This window comes from Shinella sp. WSD5-1, from assembly GCF_963942435.1.
In the GTDB taxonomy this organism is placed as follows: domain Bacteria; phylum Pseudomonadota; class Alphaproteobacteria; order Rhizobiales; family Rhizobiaceae; genus Shinella; species Shinella yambaruensis.
Window position 1 is genome coordinate 385,042 of the sequence record NZ_OZ012598.1, and the last position, 17,772, is coordinate 402,813.

General features: G+C 68.3%; 7 protein-coding genes. 1 reads left to right on the forward strand and 6 read right to left on the reverse strand.

Going from position 1 to position 17,772, the window contains the following annotated elements; genetic code table 11:
- Positions 1–167 precede the first annotated feature (167 nt).
- Positions 168–902, forward strand: coding sequence for a 4'-phosphopantetheinyl transferase family protein (locus AABQ55_RS28520; protein WP_272808171.1), 735 nt, complete (start codon positions 168–170; stop codon positions 900–902).
- On the opposite strand, the gene AABQ55_RS28525 is transcribed toward AABQ55_RS28520, so the two are convergent.
- From AABQ55_RS28525 to AABQ55_RS28550, 6 genes are read right to left on the reverse strand one after another with little or no spacing between them, the layout of a single operon-like run.
- Positions 865–1,911 (reverse strand): OsmC family protein, encoded by a 1,047-nt coding sequence (locus AABQ55_RS28525; protein WP_272808170.1) that lies wholly within the window; start codon positions 1,909–1,911, stop codon positions 865–867. The genes AABQ55_RS28520 and AABQ55_RS28525 overlap by 38 nt on opposite strands.
- Positions 1,908–3,239 (reverse strand): trans-sulfuration enzyme family protein, encoded by a 1,332-nt coding sequence (locus AABQ55_RS28530; RefSeq protein WP_272808169.1) that lies wholly within the window; start codon positions 3,237–3,239, stop codon positions 1,908–1,910. The genes AABQ55_RS28525 and AABQ55_RS28530 overlap by 4 nt, the downstream gene beginning before the upstream one ends.
- Positions 3,220–4,485 (reverse strand): SidA/IucD/PvdA family monooxygenase, encoded by a 1,266-nt coding sequence (locus AABQ55_RS28535; RefSeq protein WP_272808168.1) that lies wholly within the window; start codon positions 4,483–4,485, stop codon positions 3,220–3,222. Before AABQ55_RS28535 ends, AABQ55_RS28530 begins: the two co-directional genes overlap by 20 nt.
- Positions 4,486–4,499: 14 nt before the next feature.
- A complete protein-coding gene (locus tag AABQ55_RS28540; protein WP_272808167.1) occupies positions 4,500–5,270 on the reverse strand; it encodes a thioesterase II family protein in 771 nt (256 codons plus the stop codon).
- Entirely contained in the window at positions 5,267–8,614 is a 3,348-nt protein-coding gene (locus AABQ55_RS28545; RefSeq protein ID WP_272808166.1) for a non-ribosomal peptide synthetase, read from the reverse strand. Before AABQ55_RS28545 ends, AABQ55_RS28540 begins: the two co-directional genes overlap by 4 nt.
- On the reverse strand, positions 8,614–17,700 hold the full coding sequence (locus AABQ55_RS28550) for a non-ribosomal peptide synthetase/type I polyketide synthase (protein WP_272808165.1): 9,087 nt from the start codon (positions 17,698–17,700) through the stop codon (positions 8,614–8,616). Before AABQ55_RS28550 ends, AABQ55_RS28545 begins: the two co-directional genes overlap by 1 nt.
- Positions 17,701–17,772: the final 72 nt, after the last annotated feature.

Consider the following 17,772-nt stretch of genomic DNA (forward strand, 5'->3'; position numbering starts at 1 on the left):
GTCGATCATCGGGCACACGTCTGCATTCCACGGTTAAGTGGATGATTCAATTTACGAATATGTGATCCGGCCTTGTTTCCGGAACGAGGGCATCCTAAGCTTGCTCGGCGCTTCCTGTCCGACCAGATGCGGAGAAATAAGTGCCCTTGGCGGAGTGACTGGACGCAATGTTCGAGTGGTCGAAGACGGCGGATGGAGAATGGCTGTGCGCGGGTGTCGCCGTCGCCATGCCGGTTTCCGCCGTTCTCGGCAGCTTCGATCCGGACGCCGTGCTGGATTCCGCCGAGCGATCCCAGGCGGGGCGTTTCCTGAAGCCGGAGGATACGGAGCGGTATCGCGCAGCGCATGGGCTGGTGCGGCGGCTGCTCAGCGCGGCGACGGGGCGAAATCCCGCCAGCCTATCCTTTTCGCGCAGGCCCGGGGGCAAACCGTTCCTTGCCGATACGGGTTCGCTCGATTTCAATCTTTCCCATGGCGGCGGCTGGGTGGCCGTGGCGCTGTCCCGGTCGGGCAGGATCGGCGTCGATGTGGAGGCAGACCGGCCGCAGCATTTCTGGGATGAGATCGCCGCCTCGTTCCTCGCGCCGTCCGAGATCGCGGCGGGCGCCATTGGTCACCTGCAGATCTGGACGGCGAAGGAAGCCGCTCTCAAGGCGCATGGCGCGGGCTTCGCGATTCCGCCTGAGAGCGTGACCGTGACGGCAGAGGGTGCAGGGTTCGCGGCGCGCCTTCCCGCGGATCATTTTTCCGGCGTCTGGCGTCGGCTGGGCGACGGGCATGTGCTCGCCGTCGCCGCCGATGGTTCGGTGCCCGAGATCGCCGTTTGCGAGAACGCCGGCGACCTCGAAGCGGTTCTTGCCGAGCTCAGCCGGCTCGATCCAGCGATGCGGGCGTCGCGTTGACGAAACCCTGCCAGCAGGCGGAGGCGGCCTGCGCCTGCTTGAGAAAATCCTTCATCTCCTCTTCGCTGTTGTCGCTGACGGCGGCGATCTCGACGTGATTGTCCTGAAGCTGCACGGCCGACTTGTCGAAGATGTTGAAGCAGCCGCGCATATCCAGCCGGCATCGCATGGAGGCGTTGAGCTGGCGCAGCGGCTTGCCCCGCTCGCGGCAGACGATGACGAGCTGCTGGGCGAGGTCGGAGAGCACGGCGGCGAGCAGATATTCCTGCGGGTTGGGCGCTTCGTTGAGCCCGAGCGCCGGGGCCGGCTGATCGACGGAAAACCGGGCGGGCAGCGACCAGCGCTCGTCCTGGTACTGCCTCTCGCGCAGCGACACGTCGAACTGGGTGGCGTTGCGCCAGGCGATGTCGACGCCGAGATGGATCGGGGCGTTGGAGCCCGCCTGGGCGGTCGCCGCCGCATGGCCGTCGCCGTTCGCCGCAGAGCCGTTCTTGCGGAAGGCGGAGGGGACGTGGCGATAGGTGAGGTCGATGCGGTTCGGCAGGGTGACGGTGATGTAGTTCGGCGAAAAGCGCGCGACGTTCATCATCATCTGCTTGTATTGCAACCAGCTGCCGTCCGCCTTCAGTTTTACCGTCACGGCGGTGCCGGAAAGCGTCCCGCCGCTGCGCTGCGTCACCGTGTCCACCTGGAGCTTGTCGATGGTCATGCCCTTGTAAGACGCGCCCTGCACGAGGATGTTGGCGACGCAGGAGCCGAGGCCGGTGGTGAAATAATCCGCAGGCGTCGGGGCCGCTTCCGGGCTCGGATCGTCGTGATGGCTGACGCGGAAGGAGAAATCCCGGCCGAGCCGCTTGCTGCCGAAGCGCAGCGGTTTTGTCCGGATGTCCATGGTGAGGCCGCCGAGCCATTCGAGGTCGACGCCGTAGAAGATCTCGCTTTCGCCCGGCACTTTGCGGATTTCGTGCACGAGTTCGCTGACGGCGGCGACGTTGATGCCGTTCTTCATTGTCTGATGTCTCCGATTGCGCCGAGCGCGCGGTCGAGGTCGGCCTTGAGGTCTTCGATGTCCTCGATGCCGACGGAAAGCCGCATCAGGCCGGGATTGATGCCGACCTCGCGCCGCTGCCGGTCGATGAGGCTGCTGTGGCTGGTGTTGAACGGCATGCTGATGAGCGATTCGACGCCGCCGAGACTGGTCGCCGCATGGACGAGCTTCAGGTTCTCCATCAGCTTCAGCCCCGCCTTGTCGCCGCCCTTCACCTCGAAGGAGACCATCCCGCCGCTGCCGCGTGCAAGCGATTCCGCCGCCCAAGAATAAGGATAGCCCGGCAAAGCGGGGTGGTAGACGTGGGCGACGGCGGGATGGCGGGAGAGCCATTCGGCGAGCGCCAACGCGTTTTCCGTATGCGCCTTCATGCGTAGCGCCAGCGTCTTCATGCCGCGTTCGAGGATGGCGCAATCCTGCGGATTGAGGCTGCCGCCGAGCTTGAGCATCTGCGCCCAGATCATGTCGAGATATTTGCGGCTGCCGGCGGCGGTGCCGGCGATGAGGTCGCTGTGGCCGTTGAGATATTTCGTGCCGCTGTGGATCACCACATGCGCGCCGTCGTCGATCGGCGTCAGGCAGCAGGGCGAGAGGAAGGTGTTGTCGAGCACGAGGAAGATGTTGTTCTCGGCGGCGAGCTTGGCGAGCGCCTTGACAGGGGCGAACTTCAGGAGCGGATTGGTCAGCGTCTCGAAGAACAGCACCTCCGTGTTGCTGCGCACCGCCGCCGTGATCGCGTCGATATCCATCGGGTCGACGAAGGTCACCTCGCGGCCGAACTGGTGCATGTCCTCGCGCATCAGGTTGTAGCTGCCGCCGTAGAGGTCGCGCGCGGTGACGATGTGCCCGCCCTTGTTGGTGAGCGCGAGAAGCGTCGTGCTGATCGCCGCCATGCCGGAGGAGAAGACGATGGCGCTTTCGGCGTGTTCGAGCGCGGCCACCTTCTCCTGCACGGCCCATTGGTTCGGGTTGCCGTAGCGGGTGTAGATCGGGTAGTCGCGGATCATGCCCTGGTCGAAGGCTTCGTAGCTTTCCTTCTGGAAAAGGAAGGTGGTGGCGGCGAAGACCGGCGTGCCGACCGCCCCGGTGATCGGGTCGTTATAGGTGCCGGCATGCACGGCGAGCGTGCCCGGCCCGTGGCGGGCGGGGTCGATGGTGGTCTGATTGGTCATGCGCGGGCCGGCGTTGCGGGCGCGGGTGAGCTGGTCGGCCCATTCCGTCTTCGCCGAAACGCCGGTGGCTTCGCTGCGGAAGCGCCCGGCCCATTCCTTAAGAATACTCTTTGCCAAGAGGTTCTCCTGCCTGTTGTTGGAGTGTCGAGAGGATGCTGTCGCAGAGCGCGTCGCCGTCCGGGCCCTGGAAGATGTTGATGCCGACGGCCGCGCCCCGGTAGGACGGCTCGCCGATATCCGAGCGGATGCGCCCGAAGCCGAGGCCGATGCCGAGGAGGCCCGGCAAGGACCGCTTCTGCGTGTCGCAGAGATGCCCGGAGGCGTCGACAAGCGCCGCGCTGCCGTTGCGGCCGATGCGGATCGGTCGGCCCGCCGCCGTGGCGAGCAGCGGGATGTTCGGGCGGTAGCCCGTCGCCGCGATCACGACGTCCGCGCCGCGCAGCACCGCTTCGGCCTCCGCCGGATCGGGGCAATGGCGGAGCGTGACCGCCGGGTGCCGCCCGGCGAGGATCTGCTCGTAGAGCGCCTTCGAGCGGGTGTAGAGGCCCTGGAAGCGGAAGACGCGGCCACTGGAAGGGCAGACGTCGGCGACGGGATCGAAGGTTTCGCCGGCCGCCTCGGCCAGCGCGGCGCTGCGGTGCATGCGGCGGATCGGCGTGCGATGGAGGAGCGTCAACGCCGTGTCGCGCTCGGGAAGGGCCTCGATCAGCTTGTGCAGCACGGAGAAGGCGCTGTGCGACGCGCCGACGACGACGATGCGCCGGGCGTTTTCCGGCAGAAGATTTTGAAGGTCGACGGGCCGCAGCGTTTCCTCCGAATGGAGGAGCGGCACGCCGGCCTCGCCGGTAATGCGCCGGAGATCGGGGGCAAGATGCGGCGTGCTGCCAGCGGCGAGCACGGCGATCCGGCTTTCGACGCAGGGGCCGTTGTCGAAATGCGCCTCCCAGCCCGATGACGATTGCGTGATCTCCCGGGTGGCATGGCCGCGATGAATGTGCAGGTTGGGATGTCGTCCGGCGGCGTCAAGAAAGGTGCGGCGCAGTTCGGCGGTCAGGAGGGCTACCAGCTGGAGCGGCACGGATTGCGTGCCACGGGCGCGGATCAGACGAGCCGGCGCGCTGTCGAGAACCGGGGCGAAGAGGCCGTCTGCGGAAATGCCGTCGAGGAAGTCGCTGGCGTCGGAATTGGAGGGGATATCGTAGTTGGCGCCGGCGAGCAGCAACTCTTCATCGCCGGCTCGCCGCTCGTGGATGACGAGGCCGCGCGCCAGCAAGTCCGGCAGAAGCCCGCGCCGGTCGGCGCTGACGAGGAGGCTTATGCAGGCCGGGCCGAACCCGACGATCTGGCAGAAGGGGCGGGACATCGTGTTCTCCTTCGCTAGGCGCGCCGCCGCGCGGCGGGCTGGCTTGCCGCGAGCGGGGCCAGCACGGTGGCGATGCGGTCGGCGATCGTCTGCACATGCCCGGCGTGGTGCAGGAAGAAATGGTCGCCCTCGATCAGCGTCTGCGAAAAATCGCCGGCCGCGATGGTGCGCCACCGCCCGATGCCCTCGACCGGCACTTCCGGATCGCCGGTGCCGCCGAAGACATGCAGCGGGCAGGCGAGCGGGCGGGCGTCCCGTTCGGCGCGGATCGTCTCGCTGAGCCGGAAATCGCTGCGGATGATCGGCAGCAGCAGCGCCATCAGTTCCCGGTTATCCAGCACCTCGCGGGGCGAACCGTTGAGCGCGCGCACCTCATCGAGCAGGCCGGCGTCGTCAAGATGGGCGCGTTTCGGCGCGGGGTCCTCGCAATCCGGACTGTGCCGGCCGGAGGGGAAGAAGGCGAGCGGCGGCAGGTTCTCCATCAGGCCGAGCGCGATGCGGTACCCGAGCGCCGCGCCGAGGCTGTGGCCGAAGAGCGCGAAGGGGCGCGCAAGATGCGGTCTCAGTTCGGCGAGCAACTGGTCGGCGAGGCGGGCCGGGTCGCTTTCCAGCCGCTCGCCCATGCGCGTGCCGCGGCCGGGATATTCGACGGGGCGCACGGATATCCAGTCCGGGAAGAGGCGGTTCCAGTCGCGATAGACCGCCGTGCTGCCGCCGGCATAGGTGAGGCAGAAGAGATCGACGGTCGCGAGCGGTTTCGTGTCGGAGAAGGGAAGGCAGGTCATGAGGCGGCTCGTCGGGTTTCTTGGGGAAGGGCGCTTTCGGCGGCGGGGCTGCGGCTGGCGATCGCCGCCTGGAGGCCGCCGAGCGTCGGTTCGCGGAAAATTTCGGCAAGGCCGATCTCCACGCCGAAACGCTCGCAGATCGCGCGGGCGAGGTGGACGGCGAGCAGGGAGTTGCCGCCGCTCTGGAAAAAATTCTCGTCCGGCGAAAGCGGCATGCGGCCGGTGACCTCGGCCCAGAGGCTGGCAAGCGGGCCAAGCGTTTCACCGAGCGCCGGTTTTTCCATTGTGTCCGTATGCGTGAGGCCGGCGGCGACGAGCGCGGCGGCGGCCTTGCGGTCGCGCTTGCCGTTGGCGCTGAGCGGCAGGGCGTCGAGATGGACGAAGCGGTCGGGCACCATGTAGCGCGGCAGGCGCTCGGCAAGCCAGGCGGCGAGCGGGATCGACGGCTTGGCCGCGCCGGTATGGCAGGCGACGAGCATGGATGCGCCGTCCGGCCCCGGTACGGCAAGGGCGACCGCCTGATCCACGTCGGGGTGGCGCGTCAGATGCGCCTCGATATCGCCCGCCTCGATGCGGTGGCCGCGGATCTTCATCTGAAAATCCTTGCGGCCGAGGAATTCGATCGCGCCGCAGGGCATGATCCGGCCGAGATCGCCGGTGCGGTAAAGCCGCCGGCCGCTGGCGTGGCGGATGAAGCTCGCGGCGGTCTTGGCCGCGTCGTTCAGGTAGCCCTCGGCAAGCCCGAAACCCTCGATGTGGATTTCGCCGGTGACGCCCGCCGGGCAGGGGCGGCCGCGTGCATCGAGCACATGCAGTTGCTGGCCGGCCAGCGCAAAACCGTAGGGCACGGAGGTCCAGTGATTTTCGACCGTTTCGACCGGATAGAAATTCGACCAGATCGACGCCTCCGTCGCGCCGCCGAGGCTCCAAAGGCGCGTTTCGGGATAGTCCGCACGCAGGCGGCGGGCGAGCGGCAGGGGAATCCAGTCGCCGCTGAGCATGATGGTCTTCAGCTGCGACAATTCCTGCGCGGGTCGGCGGCGTGCGGCGCTGAGCGCCATGTCGATGAGGGCCGGCACGGAATTCCAGACGGTGACGCCGGCGCGGGCGCAAAGGGCGAGCGTCGCGTGCGGGTCGGGGAATTCGCTGTCCACCGGGACGACGATGGCCCCGCCCGCGGCGAGCGTGCCCCAGATATCGTAGACCGAGAGGTCGAAGCTCAGGGCGGAAAGCGCGAGCACGCGATCTGCCGCCGTGATGGCGAAGCGCCGGTTGATGTCGAGGATCGTGTTGCGTGCGGCGGCATGGCTGATCACCACGCCCTTCGGTGCGCCGGTGGAGCCCGACGTGTAGATGACATAGGCCCGATCCGAGGGCTCGCGGCGGGGCGGGATGACGGCTTCATCCGCATGCGCCGCGATGTCATCGGCCGTCACGGCGCGCGCATCCGCGGGCAGGTCGCGCGGGTCGTCGGCGATCAGCCAGCGGCAGCCGCTGTGGTTGAGGATGGTGTTGCGCCGTTCGACGGGCAGGCGGCTGTCGAGCGGCAGCCAGACGAGGCCGGCGAGGCTGACGCCGACGACGGCGACGATCTGGGCAAGGCCTTTCGGCAGCGCGATCCCGACGATGTCGCCCGCCTGTGCGCCTCGGGCAAGGAGCGCTGCGGCGACCGCTTCAGCCTTCCGGCGCAGGTCGGCATAGGTGAGGGCCGCACCCTCGGCGTCGATGATCGCGGTGGCCGACGGGCTCGCCTGCGCTGTCGCGAGGAAGAGGTCGGGCAGCGTGCCGGCGCGGTCGTCCGGATGATCTTCGGCAAGGGCGTGGAGGGAAGGCGCCTCGGCCTCTGCCGGATCGTCGCGGAGCCATGCGGACGGATCATCGACGAGCGCCAGGAGCGCCGCCTCGTAGCGGGCAAAGATCGTTTCCGGAAGGTTCTCGGCGAAGACGCCGGTCACATAGTCCCAGTAGTAAATCAGGCCCTCATGGTTCTCGATGACCTGATGGTCCATCGAAACCTGCGGCGTGCGCAGGTGGCTGCCGACAAGTTCGAAGCGGCTCGTGTGTTCGTCCGGCAGGACCGGGCGGCCGCTGCTGATGCCGCTGGTGAAGACGAAGGGGGCGGCGGGCGTCTCGGCGCTCGCGGAAAGTTGCAGCCGGCGGATCAGCGAGACGCCGCTGACGCTCGCATGGGCGAGGCGTTCGGCCATCAGCGCCTGAAGCCGCCGTGCCTGATCGGGGAAGCTGCCCGTTCCCGTGCAGTCGATCAGCGTCGTGTTCGAGCAATTGCCGGTCATCAGCGAAAGCTCGGGATGCTGGAAGGGCCGGTGGTTCGCCAGCACGTTCAGCGTGAAATCCGGGTGCGTGGCGAAGGGCCGCAACGCTGCGGCATAGAGCGCCAGCATGGCCGCATTGGCTGTGACGCCTTGTTCGGCCGCCCGGCTCTTGAGGCGCCGCCAGCGTTCGGCGTCGAGCTTGCCGGCGAGGCGTCGGAAATCCGACCAGAGCGGCGTTTCCCCCGTCGCCGGCAGGTCCGGCGGGCCGGGCAGCGTTGGCAGGGTCTTGTCCCAATAGGCGATGCTTTCGGCGGACGTCGTTTCCTTCAGGGCGAGCACGTAGTCGCGATGGCTGAGGCTCGGCGGCGGCTCGTCCCCGGCGAGGTCGTCGAAGAGATAGCGCAGGAGATCGCGAAAGATCATGGCGAGCGACGGTCCGTCGATCGCGATCAGGCGGAAGGCGATGAGGAGGCGGTCGCTGCCGTCGAGCCGGACCAGCGTGGCGGCGAGCGGCGGGCCCTTTTCCAGCGGCGGCAGCGTTTCCGGATAGGCTTCGCAGAGCGCGCCGAGCCGCGATGCCGCTTCGTCCGGCGCGAGCGCGCGAAGATCGACCACCGAAAGCCGGCAGGGGTTTGCGCCGGGCGGCGGGATCACCTGTTCGCCGCTCGGCAGGAAGCGGGCGGTCAGCGCCTCATGGCGGCGTTGCAGGCGCTGGAGGGCCGCCTGCACGGTCTCCGGCTCCATCGCCTCGAAGCGGCAATGGTGGAAGAAGCAGGGAATCGCCGATTGCGCGTAGCCGCCATGCTCGCCCACCCAATAGGCTTGCTGGAGGTCGGTCATCGGATAGGGCTCGTGCCGCGCTTCCGGCCGCGCGACAAGCAGGGGCGCGGCCTGCGTCAGCTCGCCGATCAGCGCCGCCTTGTGGTGGCCGAGCGCCGAGCGCAGCGTGGCGGTCATCGAGCCCTGCGGGGCGGCATAGCGTAATTCACCCTCCGCCACCCACAGCCGGATGCGGCTTTCCTGCATGCGGCGCTTGAGTTCGCCGAGCGTCATCGGTTCCGCGCCGGTCATCAGATCACTCCGCTTTCGAAGGTTTCGTCCTCGATGGCCTCCGCCGCCGGAAGATCGGCGACGAGCCGCGCCTGATCCTTCAAGAGCGGCGCGCGCAGCAGCGAAGCGAGATCCGGCGCGACGCCGAAGCGGTGCTGGATGAGGCTCGAAAGCCGCGTCATCAGCAGGGAATCGCCGCCGAGCACGAAGAAATTCGCCGAGGCCGAGACGATCTCCTGCCCCAGCACCTCGCCCCAGAGCGCGGCAAGCGTGGTTTGCAGCCCTTCGGCAAGGGGATCATCGGCCTGTTCGACCTCGCGCACCGTGCTCTCGACGGCGGCCGCGAGGCGCGATCGGTCGACCTTGCCGTTGGCCGTCAGCGGCATGGCGGAAAGCTGATGCCATTGCTGCGGGGCCATGTAGTCGGGCAGGCGGGTTTTCAGCCAGGCGTCGAGCGCCTCGCGGGAGAGGACGGTTGCCGTATCGCCGTTCTGCGCGAGGATGACATGGTAGTTCATCCGCTCGACCGGGTTGCCCGGCTTCGGCAGCGCGGTGCGGCGCGCAAAGCCGGCCCGTTCAAGCATGGCCTGCCAGACGTCCGCGCTCAGCATGGGCAGATGGGTTTCCAGCCGCTCGTCCTCGTAGTGGCTGAGACCTTCCACGAAGCCGAGGCTGACGAGCTGGAAGCGCGGATTGCGCGTACCTTCCACCAGGAGGAGATGGCCGGAAGGCTTCAGCAGCGAGCGGATGAACCGGCTGCTGCGGTTCACGTCCATCGCGTCGTGCAGCACATTCGCGCCGATGATGAGGTCGTAGGCGGTGGGCTCCAGCCCTTGCAGCGCCGGGTCTTCGTTGATGTCGTAGAGGCCGACGCGCATCTGCGGCCAGTCGGCGAAGACATTCTGCGCGTTTTCGAGGAAGTAGCGTGAAAGGTCGGTGAAGGTGTAGGTGAAGTTTTCGTGCGGCAAGGCCTTCAGGATGTCATGCGTGACGGAGCCGATGCCGGCGCCGAACTCCAGGATACGGATGGGGCGGGCGGGATCGTGGCCCTCGAACAGGCCGCGCACGGTTTCGCCGGCCACCATGTTGAAGTGTTTCGAGACCGGGTTCTCGCGATACCAGCTTTCGACGAAATCGGTGCGCCCGCCCTCGAACATCAGCTCGAGCGGATTGAGCGTGCCGTCGAGCAGGGCGCGCGGATTGGCGATGCAGCGCTCGTAAAGCGACCAGATGCGGCGATCGTAATCCGCCCCCGCCGCCGCGCGGGCTGCCATGCCGGCCTGCAATTCTGCGCGGCCGTCGGCCTCGGCGATGCGCGGCGTGGCGCGGTAGACGTCCCCGGCGCGGTCGAGATAGCCGTCCGCCTCCAGCACGTCGAGCCAGCTTCGGAAGAGTTTTGCGTAGCTCTCCTTCACACTGAGGGCGGACGAGATTTCGTCCTCCCGCGCCGTGTCGCCGGCCTTGCGGAAATAGCCGGCCTCCTGCATCGCGCCGAGCATGACCCAGGTGCTGAGTTGCTCCATGGCGGCGAAGTGCGCGCCGTAGCGGTCGAGGTCGAAATCGTCGGGCAGGTCGTTGCAGGCCCAGTCGCCCACGGTGAGCGCGCGGTGCCAGCCGTTGTCGCCGTTCGTTTCGCCGCGCTGCGACGGCGCATCGGCAGTCAGGGTGAAATAGGCGTGCAGCTGCTTCAGCGGCGCGCCGCCATAGACCACGGCCGCCTCCGCCACATGGGGATGTTCTCCGAGCACGGCCTCGATCTCGCTCGGCTCGATGCGCATGCCGTTGATCTTCAGTTGGTTGTCGATGCGGCCGACGATCTCGATCTCGCCGTCCGCGCCGAGCCGGCCGAGGTCGCCGGTGTGGAACAGCCGCTCGCCGCTCGGCACATGCAGGCGGTAGCGCTCCGCCGTGCGCGCCTCGTCGCGCCAGTAGCCGAGCGACATGGCAAGGCCCCCGGTGCAGATCTCGCCGACGACGCCGGTCGGGCACTCCTGTCCGGCCGGGTTGAGGATGCGGCAGGTCTGGTTCTCCAGCGGGCGGCCATAGGGGATTTTCGTCCAGGCCGGATCGAGCGCGGCGAGATGGTAATAGGCCGAGACGATCGCGGTCTCCGTCGGCCCGCCGATGCTGTGGATCGCGCAGTCCGGCCACAGCGCCTTCATGCGGCGCACCAACTCAAGGGGAATCCAGTCGCCGCCCATCATGACATGGCGCGGGGCGGGCAGGTCCGCCCCCCTCAGCGCCTGCGCGTCGAGCAGCATGGAGACGAAGGCCGGGACGGCGTTGATGATGGTCGGGCGATGGCGCTTTACGAGGTCCAGCCAGTGCATGGCGTCCTTCGAGCGCTCGCGGTCCGGCAGGATCACGGCCCCGCCGGTCGCCATCATGGCGTAGACGTCGAAGACCGACATGTCGTGATGGAAGGCCGAGAGCGAGAGCGTGCGGTCCGTCTCGGTGACGGCGAGGCGGCGGATGAGCGCGGCGATGGTGTTCAGTGGGCCGCGATGGTCGAGCATCGCGCCCTTCGGCTGGCCGGTCGTGCCCGAGGTGTAGATGATGTAGGCAAGGTCCGTTTCCGTCTGCCGCGGTTCCGGGGCCGTCTCCGGCAGGCCGTCGAGGGTAAGGCCCGAAAGCTCGATCCGACGGAATTCGGGCGGCAGGGCGGGACCGCCGCCGCTGGTCAGCACGGCGAAGGGCGAGAGGTCGCGAAGGATGGCGGCAAGCCGCTCGTTCTCGTAGTCGCCGTTGACGGGGACGTAGCACGCGCCCGCGGCCTGGATCGCGAGGGCCGCGAGCACCGCATCCGGCTGGCGCGCCATGACCACGGCGACGGGTTCGGACGGCTTGACGCCAAGCGCGATCAGGTGGTGCGCGAGGCGGTTCACGTCGGCCCGGAGCGCGGCGTAGGTCCGGTCGCCCTGCGGGCTGAGGATGGCGACGCTCTCCGGCCGCGCCTCGGCGCTGCGTTGCAGAAGCGAGGGCATGAGGGAGCCGGAAGGCCGCTCTCCGGCGACGGTGAGGCCGGCGGCGAGGCTGCGGTCCTCGGCGGGGCGGAGGTCCGGAACCAGCGTCTCCCAGAGTCCGTTCTCTTCGGACAGCATCTGAAGAAAGTCCGTATAGGCGCGGAACATGCCCTCGATCAGCCGCGGTTCGAACAGGTCGTCGGCGATGAACCAGCGCGTCACCAGCGCCCCGCCATATTCGGTCGCCTGATAGTCGAGCCAAACCTGCGGCGTCTGATTGATCTGGAAGACCTGGCGGCTGGTCAGCGGCCAGTCGGCGCGGGCGGGATCGTCGAAATCCATGCCGATCATGCTGGTGAAGACCACGGGCATGTCGACGCCGTCGGCCCCCGTCCTGCGGTGGCGGCCGAGCTCGCGCATCAGGCGGATGCCGTTGAATTCGCGGTGAGCCAAGGCCTGCCAGAGGTCGTCCTGCGTGCGGCGGGCGGCGGAAAGGAAGGTCTCGCCCTCGCGCGCGGCGACGGGCAGCAGCATCAGCGAGGTGAAGTCGCCGCAGATGTCCATGACCTGCGGATGCACGGCCTTGCGGTTGAAATAGGTGATGTTGAGGGTGAAGTCCGGGGCCTTACTGTAGGTCGACAGCACATGGGTGAAGGCGGTGAGCAGCGCGCCGCTCGCCGTCAGGCCGAGCTTGGCGGCCTGCGCCTGGAACCGCTTCCAATGGGCGGAGGACAGGCGATGGTCGAGCGTGCGGAAGGTCGGGCGCGTCACCTCGGCCGGTGCGCGGCGGAGCGGCAGGTCGGGTGCGGCCGGGATGGTGTCGAGCTTTTCCAGCCAGAATGTTTTCGCGCGCTCCCATTGCGGGCCGCGGCGGGCGGCTTCCTCGGCGAGCACATAGTCGCGGAAGGAAAGGGTAAGGTCCGGCAGTTCGGCATCGGGGTCGGCGAGCAGCGTGGCGAGCTCGCCGAAGACCACGCGAAAACTCTGGATGTCGAAGACCAGGAGATCCATGTCGAGATGGATGCGCGACAGCCCGCCCGGCAGATGGCTCACCGTCAGCTCGAAGAGCGGCCAGGCCTGCGGATCGAAGACCTGATAGGACATGCGCTCGCGGATCGCGCCGAGCCTTTCGTCGCGTTCGGCCTCGGCGAGGCGGGTGAGGTCGCGTTCCTTGACGGCATAGTGCGGCGCGGTTTCGAGAATGCGCTGGCGGCCGGCGGGCGTGATGATGCAGCGCATCATCTCGTGGCGGCGGATCAGCCGGTTCCAGGCCGTCTCCAGCGCGGAGACGTCGAGGTCTTCGAGATCGATCTCGATATATTCGTGGCAGGAGACGCTGCCGAGCTGCATGCCGCCGCTACGGCCGACCCAGAAGGCCTGTTGCAGATCGGTGAGCGGGAACGGCTCGAAGCGCTCCTCCGGACGTGCGATAATCTCGATCTCGCCCTTGCCGAGCGGCCTGGAGAAATCGATGTCGTCGCCTTCGGCGAGGAGGCCGGCGATGTGTTTCGACAGCGCGTCGATCGTGCCGTGCTCGTAGCCGGCGGTCGGTGGCAGCGTCAGGGCGAACTGGCCGTTTATGATGTGCACGAGTTCGAGGAAGATGAGGGAATCGACACCCTGTTCGGTCAAGGGCTTGGCGGCGTCCAGCGCGTCGCTGGCGAATTTCAGCCGCTTGCCGATGACCTGGCGCAGATAGTGGGCGATGCGCGCGGCGCGCTCGGCCTGGGAGAGGCCGCCGAGCGCGAGATCGACCACGCTTTCCTCCTCCCGCGCCATCTCGGCGGCGAGCAGCGGGCGCAGCAGCCCGCGCGTCGCGGGCATGCCGCCCGTCGCGGCGGCGAGGGCGGACGGATCGACCGAGATGGGCACGAGGCCGCTCACGCCGTCCTTCAGGAGGCGGTTCATCACGGCAAAGCCGGTCTCCGCGGGGATCGGGCGAAGGCTCGTCTTGCCGAGTTGCTCCAGCTTGTCGGCGCGCCGGTCCATGGCGAACTGGCCCCAGGCGATGGAGAGCGCCGGCGCGCCCCTGGCGCGAAGATGGGCGGCGAAGGAATCCTGCCAGGCATTGGCGGCGTTGTAGGCCGCGCCCGGCATGGCGAGCAGCGAAGCGGCGGAACTGAAGAGGCAGAACAGCGCCAGCGGCTGGTCCGCCACGGCCTCGTAGAGCGCAAGGCTGCCCGCCACCTTCACGGCGATGGCGGAGGCGAAGCGCTCCGCGGTCTCGTCGGCCAGCAACTGGCTGGTTCCGGCATGGGCGGTGTGGAACACCTGGCCGACCGGCCGGGGGAGCGCGGCGATGCCTTTGCGCAGGGCTTCGACATCGGTGAGGCTGGCTTCGACCATGGTGACGGTGACGCCAGCGGCGGAAAGGGCCGCAAGGCAGGCGTCCTGCGCGGCGTCCGGCGCGCGGTGGAGGACGATGGCGAGATGACGGCATCCTTGACCGGCGAGCCACAGGGCGAGTTCCCGGCCGACCGCGCCGAAGCCGGCGATCAGAGTCAGCCTGTCTTGCGGCCAGGCGAGCGGCACCGTGTCGCGGATCGCCGGGTGGCTCTCCAGCGTCGGCTCGTAGAGTTTTCCACCCCTCAAGGCGAGTGCAGCGCCGAGATCGTGCAGGTGTTCGAGATGGGCCGCCAGCGTCTCGATGTCCGTGGCGTCGCCAATGTCGAGGCAGGCGATCGGCAGGTGGGGCTGCTCGTTGCGCAGGCTGCGCCAGAGCTGCATGACCGCCCAGTCCGGCCCCAGGGCCGTGGCGTCGAACGGGTCGCAGGCATGCGAGACGAGATTGGCGATGCGGCAAGCCGGGTGGGCGAGGCCGTAGCGCAGCCATTCGAGCGCGCGCGTCACCGCCGTTTGGAGATGGGCATGGCCGTCGGCGAACGCGCCGGCTGCGCCGGCTCCGCGGCAATCCACCACCTGGGCGAAATCGCCGTCGACCGGCGCATCGCGCAGGATGACGTTGTGGCCGATCCAGCGGCCGATGGCGGCGAGGTCACCTGCCACCGCATTGTCGCCAACGATCAGCCAGTCCTCGGCGGCCGCGATCGACGAGCGGCTGAGCTTTTGCTGGTAGAGGCGCGCAAGCTCCTGCCAGCGCCAGCGCCAGAGCTGGACGGGTTGGTCTTCCTCGGCGCTTTCCGACGTGACGAGATCGAGGCGGGCGAGGCAGCGCAGGCCATCGGTGAGATAGGCGCCGTCCTCCACCTCCCTGACATCCGTCGCGGCCTGCCAGCCGGGCGAGAGCCAGCCGCCCGAAATCGCCCTGCCGGCGCTCGCGGCGGCTGCCAGCCACGCGGCGAGCGGCAGCGAGGCGGCGTCCGGCAGATCGGACCCGCAGGCCGGCTCATAGGTTGCGTCGATCGTCGCATCTTCGAGCGAGAGGCTGACCGCGCCGCGGCCGAGGAAGCCGCGGCGGTCCGTTGCGTGCAGGGGACGGGCCGCCAGCGGCAGCGGGCGCGCGAAGGAAAGGCGGAAGCCGCTGTTTCGTCCTGCAAGCGGCTGCCACAGGGGCGAAAGCAGTGGCGCGAGGCCGGACGTCGTGCCGCTGCGCGCGGTTGCCACGGTTTCGCCATCCGGCCAGCACCGGCTTTTGGCGAGGCGGATGGCGGGCATTTCGGTGAACGCCGCACCGGACGCGCGATAAAGAGACTCTACCGGTTCGTCACAGCCGAGCCGGTAGAGTGCCGCGATGACGGCGGCAAGGTCCGCTTCGTTCCTGTCGACGACGGTCCCGATGGTCTGGGGCAGCTCCATGCTGCGGAGCAGACGCGAGAAGCTGCCGTCCGGGCCGATTTCCAGCACATTGTCGATCTCGAATTCGGCAAGCCGCTGCGCAGCGCCGTAAAAATTCACGGGCTCGCGCAGCTGCCGATACCAATAGGCGGCGTCGAGTTCTTCAGGCTCGACGGCATAGGCCGTCAGCGTCGAGAGCATGATGCAGCTCTCGTCGTCTTGCTGTGGTGCCGGGCAGGCTGCGGTGAAGTCGGCGCGGATCGCCTCCATGGTCCGCGAGTGGAAGGCGCGGTTCACCGCGAGGCGGCGGTGGGCGATTTTCTGGCGTGCGAGATCGGCGGCGAGCGTTGTCACGGCAGGCTCCGGGCCGCTCAGGCTGTAGCGATCGGGGCCGTTGATGGCGGCGAGGCTGATCTCGGCATGGTTTTTCAGCAGGGTTTCGAGCTGTTCCGCCGGCAGGGAGAGGGCGATCATCGCGCCGGGTTCCGTGCCGTTCTCCATCAGCCGGGCGCGCGCCGCAACGAGGCGGATGGCGGCGTCGAGCGGCAAAAGCCCGGCCGTCACCGCGGCGGCGAACTCGCCGACCGAATGGCCGAAGACGAGATCGGGCGCAAGGTCCCAGCCGTGCAGCATCTCGGCGAAGGCGTATTGCCAGCTGAAGAGGGCCGGCTGGGTATAGAGCGTACGGTCGAGGTCGCTCGCCCGCTCGGGATCGAATAGCACGCGATCGAGATCGGAAATCCCGTTCGCGGCGAAACCGGCGAGGCAGGCTTCGATGGCGTCGCGGAACGGCGCGCTCTCGCGATGGAGCGCCGCGCCCATGCCCGCATATTGACTGCCTTGGCCGCTGAACATCCAGGCGGTGCGGCCTCCGCCGGCCTTGGCGGGCCTTGCCGCCCGAAGCGCATCCGAAAGCTCTTCCGCCGTCCGTCCGGTCACGGCGATGCGATGGCCGAAATGCTGCCGGCGCAGCGCGGCGGTCGCGCATTGGGTGGTGAGGCGGCCGTCGTCGAGCCGATCGGCGATGAGGGGAAGGCTTTCGCCGAGCGTCTCCGCGCCATGGCCCGACCAGACGAGCACCTGTCGCGGCGGGGCGATCCCGGCCGATGCCTTCCGTGTCGGAGCGGCCGCGACGATCATATGGCAATTGGTGCCGCCGATGCCGAAGGAACTGACCGCCGAGATACGCCTTTTGAAACGCTCCGGCCATTCTGCCGTTTCGACGGCCAGGTCGAAGGGGGAAGCGGCGAAATCGATGCGGGGATTTTCCGGCTTGCAATGGAGGCTTGCGGGAATGCGGGCCTCGCGCACCGAAAGCGTCGCCTTGATGAGGCTTGCGACCCCCGCGGCGGTATCGAGATGGCCGAGATTGCCCTTCACCGAGCCAAGGGCCGTGTTCTGCGGATCAGCGCCGGCGGCGCGGTAAATCTCCGAGATCGCACCGATTTCGACGGGATCGCCGAGCGGCGTGCCGGTGCCGTGCGCCTCCAGCATGCCGATGTCGGCGGGGGAAACCCCGCTTCGGGCGAGCGCCTCACGGATCGCGCGCTGCTGTCCGTCCCGGCCGGGCGCAGTATAGCCGATCTTGGCGCTGCCGTCGTTGGAGACGGCCGAGCCGAGGATGACGGCGTGGATCGTGTCGCCGTCCCGCTCCGCATCCGCCAGCCGCTTGAGGGCGACGAGGCCGAGGCCGTTGCCGGCGACGATGCCCGTGCCGGCCGCGCTGAAGGGCCGGCAATGGCCGTCCTCGGAAAAGATCATGCCGGACTGGCGGAAATAGCCCGCGCCCTGCGGGAAGGAGATGGCGACCCCGCCGGCAAGCGCCGCGTCGCAGTCGCGCGCCAAAAGGCTTTCGACGGCCTGGTGCACGGCGACGAGCGAGCTGGAGCAGGCGGTCTGCACCGTCATTGCCGGACCGGTGAGGTTCAGCTTGTAGGCGGCGCGGGTGACGAGGTAGTCCTTGTCGTTGCCCATCAGCTGCTGGAAGCTTTCCGTGCGGGTGATCTCCTCGGCCCGGATCGGCGGCAGGAGCGGCTGGTAGGTGCTCTGGCGGCAGCCGGCGAAGGCGCCGACCTTGAGGCCGCTGCGCGTCAGGTTGGCGCTGTCCATCAGCCGCCGGCATTCCTCCAGGAACAGCCGATGCTGCGGGTCCATCAGTTCTGCCTCGCGCGGCGAATAGCCGAAGAAGGCGAAATCGAAGCAGTCGGCGTCGGCAACCACCGTGCCGGCGTTCACATAATCCGGCCGTGCGGCGAGCGCCGGGTCGACGCCCTGGCGCTCCATCTCCTCGCGCGAGAGCGGGCGGATCGCCTCATGCCCCTCGACGAGGTTCTTCCAGAAGGTCTCGACGTCGGGCGCATCCGGAAACCGGCAGGTCATTCCGATGATCGCAACGGGCTCAACAGTCACGGCGTTCTCCGCAGTCCGGCACTCGTTCACGCGCCGCCGGCCGGCGGTCGCGGGTCTGTTGTCCCTTAAACA